General features: G+C 43.8%; 9 protein-coding genes and 3 pseudogenes. 5 read left to right on the top strand and 7 right to left on the bottom strand.

Annotated features, from left to right (window positions below):
• The 4 genes and pseudogenes from ACK5MF_RS17195 to ACK5MF_RS17180 all read right to left on the bottom strand — a co-directional run.
• Positions 1-189, bottom strand: a pseudogene (locus ACK5MF_RS17195) (helix-turn-helix domain-containing protein); the annotation flags it as partial.
• Between the two features lie 50 nt (positions 190-239).
• Positions 240-518: pseudogene (locus ACK5MF_RS17190) on the bottom strand (chemotaxis protein); the annotation flags it as partial.
• A 93-nt stretch (positions 519-611) separates the two neighbouring features.
• Positions 612-1685: an AI-2E family transporter gene (locus ACK5MF_RS17185; RefSeq protein ID WP_416923772.1), complete on the bottom strand. Its 1074-nt coding sequence runs from the start codon at positions 1683-1685 to the stop codon at positions 612-614.
• Positions 1669-1914 (bottom strand): sulfurtransferase TusA family protein, encoded by a 246-nt coding sequence (locus ACK5MF_RS17180; protein ID WP_416923771.1) that lies wholly within the window; start codon positions 1912-1914, stop codon positions 1669-1671. The genes ACK5MF_RS17185 and ACK5MF_RS17180 overlap by 17 nt, the downstream gene beginning before the upstream one ends.
• Before the next feature lie 377 nt (positions 1915-2291).
• Here ACK5MF_RS17180 and ACK5MF_RS17175 point away from each other — a divergent pair, with 377 nt between their 5' ends.
• From ACK5MF_RS17175 to ACK5MF_RS17160, 4 genes are read left to right on the top strand one after another with little or no spacing between them, the layout of a single operon-like run.
• Positions 2292-3749, top strand: coding sequence for a M48 family metalloprotease (locus ACK5MF_RS17175; protein WP_416923774.1), 1458 nt, complete (start codon positions 2292-2294; stop codon positions 3747-3749).
• A gap of 25 nt (positions 3750-3774) precedes the next feature.
• Entirely contained in the window at positions 3775-4125 is a 351-nt protein-coding gene (arsC, locus tag ACK5MF_RS17170) for an arsenate reductase (glutaredoxin) (protein ID WP_416923770.1), read from the top strand.
• Positions 4125-4700, top strand: a complete 576-nt coding sequence (wrbA, locus tag ACK5MF_RS17165; protein WP_416923773.1) for an NAD(P)H:quinone oxidoreductase — start codon at positions 4125-4127, stop codon at positions 4698-4700. The genes arsC and wrbA overlap by 1 nt, the downstream gene beginning before the upstream one ends.
• 10 nt (positions 4701-4710) lie before the next feature.
• Positions 4711-5139 (top strand): DUF2069 domain-containing protein, encoded by a 429-nt coding sequence (locus ACK5MF_RS17160; RefSeq protein WP_416923769.1) that lies wholly within the window; start codon positions 4711-4713, stop codon positions 5137-5139.
• 288 nt (positions 5140-5427) lie between these two features.
• Here the strand turns inward: ACK5MF_RS17160 and ACK5MF_RS17155 are convergent, their stop codons facing one another.
• Complete coding sequence (locus ACK5MF_RS17155) at positions 5428-6621, bottom strand: DUF2066 domain-containing protein (protein WP_416923768.1); 1194 nt, start codon at positions 6619-6621, stop codon at positions 5428-5430.
• 219 nt (positions 6622-6840) lie between these two features.
• Here ACK5MF_RS17155 and ACK5MF_RS17150 point away from each other — a divergent pair, with 219 nt between their 5' ends.
• Complete coding sequence (locus ACK5MF_RS17150; protein WP_416923767.1) at positions 6841-8097, top strand: uracil-xanthine permease family protein; 1257 nt, start codon at positions 6841-6843, stop codon at positions 8095-8097.
• 60 nt (positions 8098-8157) lie between these two features.
• On the opposite strand, the gene ybaK is transcribed toward ACK5MF_RS17150, so the two are convergent.
• Complete coding sequence (gene ybaK / locus ACK5MF_RS17145; protein ID WP_416923766.1) at positions 8158-8637, bottom strand: Cys-tRNA(Pro) deacylase; 480 nt, start codon at positions 8635-8637, stop codon at positions 8158-8160.
• Between the two features lie 147 nt (positions 8638-8784).
• Positions 8785-8965 (bottom strand): annotated as a pseudogene (locus ACK5MF_RS17140) (group II intron reverse transcriptase/maturase); the annotation flags it as partial.

Raw genomic sequence — 8965 nt, 5'->3', positions numbered from 1 at the left:
CTTAGCTTCCGCACTAAGAGAATGGCCATCAATTAAAAATGAATTTGAACCATGCATAGTGAAAACATGAGCCCAATAACGAACATGTTTTGTTGGGACAGAATATTTTTCAGCGAGCTCTCGAGGAGTGGAGCCATCAAGATACTTTTTAGCTACTTTGAACTTTAACTCGCGACTGTATTTGGACATAAATAAAAGACCCCCAATAATTGGTTGTCCAACTATTGGGGGTCACTTCACGTGTCAGTATTTAAGCGCTTGGTTAGATCCCCTTGACCTGATGCCACATCTTTAATCGCATGGTTAAGCGTATTCAGTGGTCGCATCAACATGTTAATCAGCATAGTTAAAATGATAATGCTGAGTACTACACCAATAATGGTGTAAATAATGGCGCTGTTTCTTAACTTAGTCACCGCTGAGAACGCTTTTTCATTATCGATTAGCGAGCCAACATACCAATGTTCAGTTGGCACATAAGTTAAGCCGATGAGAAACTCTTTGCCATCAATATCAACAAAAAAGCCCAAAAGCATTAACTTTTGAGCTTAATAGCACTAACAATTAGCTACTTTTATTATTGAGCGAGCTATTTATACTATTTATATCATTCATTCAGATGGTGCTAAGGGAGTTTCTTCATTACTTGGAAGAGCATTCCACACTGCTTTAACCAGTGTCGCTAATGGTATCGCGAAAAAGACACCCCAAAATCCCCACAAACCACCAAACACCAATACCGCAACTATGATGGCAACCGGATGAAGATTTACCGCTTCAGAAAACAGAATTGGCACTAATACGTTACCATCAAGCGCCTGAATGATGCCGTAAGCGATGAGCAGATAATAAAATTGTGAGGTCAGTTCCCACTGGAATAAGCCAACAATGGCAATAGGTACGGTAACCGCGGCTGCACCTATGTATGGAATTAAAACAGAAAAGCCAACAGCCACTGAGAGCAACACCGAATAACGTAAATCTAAAATCGCAAACGTGACATAGCTCACCGTGCCAACGATGATAATCTCTAACACTTTACCGCGGATGTAGTTAGAAATTTGTTGGTTCATTTCCGCCCACACTTTATTCGCCAGATTACGGTTACGCGGCATAATACCGCTCGCTATTTTTAGCATTTCACGCTTATCTTTGAGTAAGAAAAACACCAAAAGTGGCACAAGAATGAGGTAAACCGCCAACGTAGCAAGGCTGACTAAAGACGCCAATGAACCTTTTACCAAAGATTCACCCATACCAATCGCTTTGTTTTTAGCGTTATCCATGAGCGATTCAACGATTTGCAAATTAGCTAACTCAGGATAACGTTCTGGTAAGATCGCAATGAGCTTTTGCAACCCATTGTACATTTTCGGAATATCCGCGACCAAATTGGTCACCTGTTGCCAAATGGTCGGAACCAAGCCGAAAAACGCCAGTAACATAATACCAACGAACAGCAAAATGACGAGAATAACGGCCAGGGTTCGTGGTATTTTCCAACGACAAAGCTGAGCAACCGGCCATTCCAGCAGATAAGCCAAAACAATAGCCACCAGCAGAGGCGCTATTAAGTGTCCGAAAAAGTAAATGATGATAAAACCAAAGAAAAGAATGGCGACCAAACTTACGGCATGCGGGTCAGAGAAACGTCGCTGATACCAACGATTAACCATTTCGAACATGTAACAATGTCTCCTTTACTACTGTGAGTGAGTAATAACCATCACATTTGATGCTATTGCATAAATAATTGTGCTTTAGCAAAAAGCTTTTTATATCCTTAAACGAACTGGAACCACAGATCAATATGTTGGCTGAGTCACCAGCATTGAGCTGGGCAATGTGACGTTTAGCAAGTAATAGCGCCATGGGACATCGCTGTTGACGTAAATCGAGAATATTCGGTTCCATTCTTCGGCTCAATCCTTAATATATGGTATACCCAAACCACTTGAAGTTGCAGGTAGGCGGCAAGTGAGCGAATCCCCATGACCACAGATTACCATGCGCGATTGGGTTGAACGAATGTAGCCCCCATACAAAAACATAAAGCGCTGCTGCTTCAAGTAGGAAGGGGATAGACATTGTATCGGCTTTTCCACTATGCGCCACTCTTAATGTCTGAAGTTATAGCGTCGCAAAACATGAGAAATTTATTCATAACAATCTTGGATATACCAGTAGTTGAAGACCCATTCTACTCTCTATTCAAAATTGAGCGAAGGAAACCAAATCAAGCTGACAATGTCCTAATGGAAAATGATATTGGAGTATCAAGAAATAACATGATGTTAAAACGTACGCGTTCATTCGTTTGCCTATGTATATCAACGGCCTTATGCGCACCTTCGCTGTCTTATGCCAATAATATAGAGCTTCCTGACATCGGTACCGTCGCAGGTTCCACTCTGACCATAGACCAGGAGTTGATCTATGGTGACGCCTATATGCGTATGTTGCGAAGCAGCAAACCCATAGTTAATGACCCTGTCATTAATGAATACATTGACACACTTGGTCACAAATTAGTTGCTAACGCGGACGACGTAAAAACACCATTTACTTTTTTTATGATTCGTGACCGTAATATCAACGCATTTGCTTTTTTCGGCGGTTATGTCGCACTTCATTCAGGTCTATTTCTCCATGCTCAATCCGAAAGTGAATTAGCATCCGTTATTTCACACGAAATTGCCCACGTAACACAGCGACATCTTGCGCGCAGCATGGAAGATCAGGCGAAACGCACCCCAGCGACAATGGCAGCTTTAGCAGGCTCACTATTACTCGCGATTGCAGCACCGGAAGCCGGTATTGCAGCAATGACAGCAACCACTGCCGGCAATATGCAAAGTCAAATAAACTACACACGTAGTAATGAAAAAGAAGCAGACCGTTTCGGTATTTCTACTTTGGCAAAAGCAGGGTTTGATGTAAGGGCAATGCCACGGTTCTTTGGCCGCTTAGCGGATGAATATCGCTATGCGAGCACCCCACCGCCCATGCTGTTAACTCACCCGCTGCCGGAAGACCGCATTACGGATAGCCGTGAACGAGCACAACACTACCCAACGGTCAATCTGCCACCCGATCTTAATTATCACCTAGCACGGGCGCGAATTGTGGCACGTTACGCAGGTATTGAAAGTGACGCCGCGTTAGATTGGTTTACCAGAACACAAAAGAAAACCACCATACCAGCGCTTGATGTCTCTTTTGAATATGGCAAAGCCTTGGTTTATCTCGATTCAAAACAGTATGACAGAGCTGAACCTATACTCAAAAAGCTATTAAAAGACGACGCCAATAATCGTTTTTATCTTGATGCTATGACCGATCTTTACCTGGAAACTGAGCGTAATAGCGATGCGCAAAATCTGCTAGAGAATACGTTAAAACAAACCCCTAACAATGCGGTATTGATGGTCAATTACGCCAACGTGCTGTTAAAGCAGCAGAAATTTAGCGAATCTATTCGTGTACTTCAGCGCTATACCCATGATAATCCGAATGATACTAATGGCTGGCATTTGCTTTCTGAAGCCAACAATCGCAATGGTAATCAAACAGAAGATCTCGCAGCACAAGGCGAGATATTGGCGTTACAAGCCAACTGGAGTAAAGCCATTCAGCTCTACACTCAAGCCAGCCAGCTCGCCAAACTCGGCAGTTTAGAGCAAGCACGATATGATGCTCGTATCGATCAATTAATGGTACAAAGAGAGCGATTCTTATCGCTTGAATAATAACAAGAGAAAGTAAGGAGAAACTATGTCTGTGGTGATTTATCACAACCCTAAATGCTCAAAAAGTCGTGAAACACTGGCTTTATTGGAACAAAACAGTGTTCAGCCCAAAGTCGTCAAATATCTTGAAGCGCCACTCAGTGTTGAACTGTTGAAAACACTTTACACGCAATTAGGCGTGGCATCAGTGCGTGACATGATGCGCACCAAAGAAGATATTTACAAGGAACTTGCTTTAAGTGATGCCAGCGTTTCCGACGACCAGCTGTTCGCTGCTATGGTCGAGAATCCGAAGCTGATTGAACGTCCTATCGTCGTTGCTAATGGTAAAGCTCGCTTAGGTCGTCCTCCAGAACAGGTTCTAGAAATCTTATGATGACCAATGTGGTTGTACTTTATTACAGCCGACACGGTAGCACTCAATCTTTAGCAAGGCAGATTGCTCGGGGTGTTAACAGTATTCCAGATTGTGAAGCGATTCTGAGAACAGTTGCAGAGATCAACGGCAATGAAACCAATGCTGAAGATCCGCATATCACTTTGGAGGAGCTAAAGCACTGCGACGGTTTGGCTTTGGGTAGCCCTGCATGGTTTGGCAACATGGCCGCACCTTTGAAACACTTTTGGGACCAAACCACACCTTTGTGGCTAAACGGCGATTTGATAGATAAACCCGCTTGTGTGTTTACCTCTTCATCCACCTTGCATGGCGGTCAAGAGAGTACGCAACAAACCATGATGTTGCCTTTGCTTCATCATGGCATGGTTGTCATGGGAATCCCCTACTCCGAGCCTAAATTGCATACATCGGAAACAGGTGGCACGCCCTATGGAGCCAGCCATGTTTCGCAAATGAACGGAAAACTCTCTGAAGACGAAAGTGAACTCGCACGTCAACTCGGAAAACGTCTTGCCAAAATAGCCCAACAGCTAAAAAACATCTCTCATTAAAGGAAATTGAATGAGTGTTGAAATGACCTCAAAAACCAAACAACTCCGTTGGTTAGCCCTTAGCAGTAATATCGCTTTGATTGTTTGGATAGCGTTATGGCAACTACAACTATCGCCTCATCCGCATCTTAACTCAATGGCATTAACGGTTGGATGGTTAATTCCACTCTTGTTACCTCTACCAGGAATACTATCAGGCAAACCCTATACCCATGCTTGGGCAAACTTTATTCTGATGCTGTATTTCCTGCACGCTTTCACCATTTTGTATGTCGATGATGGCGAACGCTGGCTTGCAGCAATAGAACTGCTATTCACTTGCTCAGCATTTTTGGGGAACGTTCTCTATGCAAGACATCGTGGTAAAGAGTTAGGATTGAAACTGACTAAGCTGTCAGTGGTTGAAAAACAAGAGAAACAACGATTCAACCAAGAGTAGCAAAGACTTTACCGCTCTAGGTAAAAATATGATCAGATTGAACATCGGTGGAACAGCGAATGAGTGTCGAACACAAACACGCCTTTATTTTTTATAAGAATGTCCTTCCATGGGGCTCCGCCGAGCCATCCATGGCTCGGAGGGTTTGCTTATCGACACCCATTCACTGATCAGAAAGTTTTCCAGACTGGTATTAAAGAGCCAAAAGAAAGACCCTGTTGCTCATCACAACAGGGGCTTTCTGCTATTTTTGCGTCTATTTTGCCTTTCTGTACTTAGTTGGACCGCTTAACCTAACCAAGTAAAACGCAAAGTTTTCTCCATTGGAACAGACTCTGTAACCACCGATACATCACCTTGTTGAGTAGGCTCGTTGCTATCAACAGGGTTCACAAGCGCAGGCTCAGTAGTTCCAAACGCTGGATCTTGTGACTCTTGAACTGAGCTTCCATCTTCAACTGACGGTTCAACAGATAAATATTGCGAAACGTCTTGCTCTGCAGCCTTCTGAACTTGAGCAATACGCAGCACTTCTTGTTCAAAATCGTCTTCGGTCGCTAACAAATGGACATTAAAAATGACCTCTTGACCTTGAATTTTAAGAATATCCAGCGAAGCCACTGAGCTTAATGCTTTTAAACGCTTCTCCAATGAGAAGAAGTCGTCAGCATTTTTGATTGAATCGAAGGCAGCTAAAACTGTTTGCGACGATTCTGAACCAATCAACACTGAATTTTTATTCGCGTAGTAGTCACTAATTTGATCAACCATGTCTGCAGCTGAGTTAGAGCCAGATGCTCTACCTGTCATCGGTGCTTTTTGTGATTGCAACATGTCGTAAGCATTTTGGTCGTACAATGTCCAACGTAAATCCTCACCTTGTGCTTTCACGACTAATACAGCTTCGGTTGGATAACGGTCACTAGCCAAACTGATTGGTTTAATAAAACCACCCCATAGATCAGAAATTTCAACACCCGTGATGTCATCGAAATCACCAACCGGAACTGTGATAGGCAAACCTCGTACTAATGATTCAGCTTTTAACTGTTTTAGAATCTTAGAGTCAGAATGCTCCCAACTGATCACACGTTCGTATGGGGTCTCTTCCACCAGCCAAACGAGAAGGTTAGCGCGGTTTTCAGACCAGAATGGCAATTGAGCTTGAGTGATCAGCGAACGTATTTGCGGCGCGCTGAACTGCATTGAAATCGTAGATACATCGTTTGTCTGACCATAACTAAACTGGTTTAGATATTGATTATATTTGCTTAGTGCCTTTTGAATCACTTCATTGTTTGCGGCATCTTTATCGCCCGTCGCACGAACAATAACATTTTGCATACCCAGTGCGCGTGCCTTGGCATCTGCATCATTTTGTGTTTGGTCAATAACAACCTCTGTTTTGTACAGATTCACCGAAGTGAGAGCAAAAGCTGGCAGTGACGTTAATCCCATCAGCAAAAAAACTAAATAGCGCATAGTGTTCCTACGTCATAAATGTCTGAAAGTTGATGATAAGCAACTATCGTTTATCGGGCAAGGTGAGCACTCGCAGCTGTGAGTGAAAGTTGCCAAACTTTTACTTAAGCTCACCTTTGTCACTAACAAAAAATAACAAAAATTGATCTAGTTTAAATGGCAATCGTTTGCAAAAGTGATAGAATCCCGCGAATTTTGTTTAGCTACAGGGAAAATACCATGAAAAATGCCATTCTAGGCACTCAGATGCTATTCGTTGCATTTGGGGCGTTAGTGCTAGTTCCTCTCCTGACGGGACTCGACCCTAACGTTGCATTATTCGGTGCTGGTGCCGGCACATTACTGTTCCAACTTATTACCCGTCGTTCTGTTCCTATCTTCCTCGCTTCTTCTTTTGCTTTTATTGCTCCTATTATGTTTGGTGTTCAAACATGGGGTATCCCTGCAACTATGGGTGGCTTAGTCGCGGCAGGTGCAGTTTATATTGTGCTTGGAAGCTTTATCAAAGTACGCGGCGTAGAGTTCATCCACAGAATTCTGCCACCTGTTGTCGTTGGCCCTGTAATCATGGTGATCGGTCTTGGCCTTGCACCAGCAGCAGTGAACATGGCATTAGGCAAAAGTGGTGATGGAGCTTTCCAACTGGTCGATGGCGACGCTTCACTTTGGATTTCTTGTGTATCACTGATTGTGACTATCATCGCAAGTGTATTTGCTAAGGGTTACTTCAAGTTAATCCCTATCGTATGTGGCATCATCGCCGGTTACGCTCTGTCGCTACTCTTTGGCGTTGTAGACTTCACGCCTGTCCGTGAAGCATCTTGGCTAGCCATGCCGAACTTCACTTTCCCGGAGTTCAACATCAACGCCATTCTATTTATGATTCCTGTAGCGATTGCGCCTGCGGTTGAGCACGTTGGTGACATGTTGGCAATTTCGAACGTAACAGGTAAAGACTATATTAAGAAGCCCGGTCTACACCGCACGATTGCAGGTGACGGAGCGGCAACTATGCTAGCGGCTTTCCTAGGTGCGCCACCAAACACCACTTATTCAGAAGTAACTGGCGCTGTCATGCTGACAAAAGCATTCAACCCGGTAATCATGACCTGGGCTGCAATTACCGCTATCGTACTTGCTCTGGTTGGTAAACTTGGCGCGCTATTACAAACAATCCCTGTACCTGTAATGGGCGGCATCATGATCCTTCTGTTCGGTTCTATCGCGACCGTAGGTCTAAACACGCTAATCAAAAACCATGTTGACCTGCACAAATCACGTAACCTAGTGATCGTGGCGGTAACGTTAGTATTTGGTATCGGTGGTATGGCGTTTGGCGTGGGTGATTTCAGCCTACAAGGCGTGAGCTTATGTGGTATCGTTGCTATCCTACTTAACCTTCTGCTACCAAAAGATTTAGGCGAAAACCACGTTGTGGATAATGCTCAAATGGAAGAAGAAACACAAAATTCTTAATAGAGAATCAATCATCTCGAGTAAAACGGCCTCAATAGAGGCCGTTTTTATTTCTAATGACTATGCTTCAAGGCACAAATCGACAAACTGCGCCCGCGTTAACGCCGCTAAATCTTGCGGTGCAAGTTCTATCTCCAAACCTCTCTTCCCAGCACTGACACACATGTTTGCCAACTCAGTTGCACTGTGATGAATGAAAGTCGGTAGCGCTTTCTTTTGCCCTAAAGGACTGATTCCGCCAACCACATATCCAGTTGTCTTCTGCGCGATCTCTGGGTTAGCCATATCGGCTTTTTTGGCTTTTGCTGCTTTAGCGGCCAATTTGAGATTCAGCTTTTGGTCTACAGGAATAATGGCTACAGCAAGGTTCTTCTCTTCACCGTTGACACAAAACAGTAGTGTTTTAAACACGGTTTTCGGATCCTGACCTAATGCTTCTGCCGCTTCTAAACCATAACTGGCATTATTCGGATCATGTTGATATTGATGGATGGTGTGAGGGACTTTGTTTTTCTTCGCTAACTGAATTGCTGGTGTCATTCGCTTTCCTTACCGCTATCAGACCTTATTCCTGTGATGCACTAGCTTATCTCTTCTTGTTTCATTTTACATTAGCAAATCGAGTAGGGTGAGGCGTTACCGCCTCATCCCTCTCACAGAACCGTACGTACGGACCTCGTATACGGCTCATGCATACTTCCATTCAGCATAATTGCTAAACACATACCCTGTTCCTACTTGCTCAAGATTTACCAACCCCAGTTCGTTGAACCATTGGTTTGGCATCGCATAACTGGCTAGAGGACTTTGCGCATTTCTCCAACTACTCATTCGGATAAATCTAAACGGCGGCTTATATCCAAGCTGT

Origin of the sequence: Vibrio sp., assembly GCF_047973365.1 — a bacterium.
Classification (GTDB): Bacteria; Pseudomonadota; Gammaproteobacteria; order Enterobacterales; family Vibrionaceae; genus Vibrio.
This window is presented reverse-complemented; position numbering and strand designations above follow the sequence as displayed.

What these genes read in the sequence shown, in the direction of transcription:
- ybaK (WP_416923766.1), bottom strand. Translation starts at nt 8,637, where the DNA reads ATGACACCAGCAATTCAGTTAGCGAAGAAAAACAAAGTCCCTCACACC.
- ACK5MF_RS17175 (WP_416923774.1), top strand. Translation starts at nt 2,292, where the DNA reads ATGTTAAAACGTACGCGTTCATTCGTTTGCCTATGTATATCAACGGCC.
- ACK5MF_RS17150 (WP_416923767.1), top strand. Translation starts at nt 6,841, where the DNA reads ATGAAAAATGCCATTCTAGGCACTCAGATGCTATTCGTTGCATTTGGG.
- arsC (WP_416923770.1), top strand. Translation starts at nt 3,775, where the DNA reads ATGTCTGTGGTGATTTATCACAACCCTAAATGCTCAAAAAGTCGTGAA.
- ACK5MF_RS17155 (WP_416923768.1), bottom strand. Translation starts at nt 6,621, where the DNA reads ATGCGCTATTTAGTTTTTTTGCTGATGGGATTAACGTCACTGCCAGCT.
- wrbA (WP_416923773.1), top strand. Translation starts at nt 4,125, where the DNA reads ATGACCAATGTGGTTGTACTTTATTACAGCCGACACGGTAGCACTCAA.
- ACK5MF_RS17185 (WP_416923772.1), bottom strand. Translation starts at nt 1,685, where the DNA reads ATGTTCGAAATGGTTAATCGTTGGTATCAGCGACGTTTCTCTGACCCG.
- ACK5MF_RS17160 (WP_416923769.1), top strand. Translation starts at nt 4,711, where the DNA reads ATGAGTGTTGAAATGACCTCAAAAACCAAACAACTCCGTTGGTTAGCC.
- ACK5MF_RS17180 (WP_416923771.1), bottom strand. Translation starts at nt 1,914, where the DNA reads ATGGAACCGAATATTCTCGATTTACGTCAACAGCGATGTCCCATGGCG.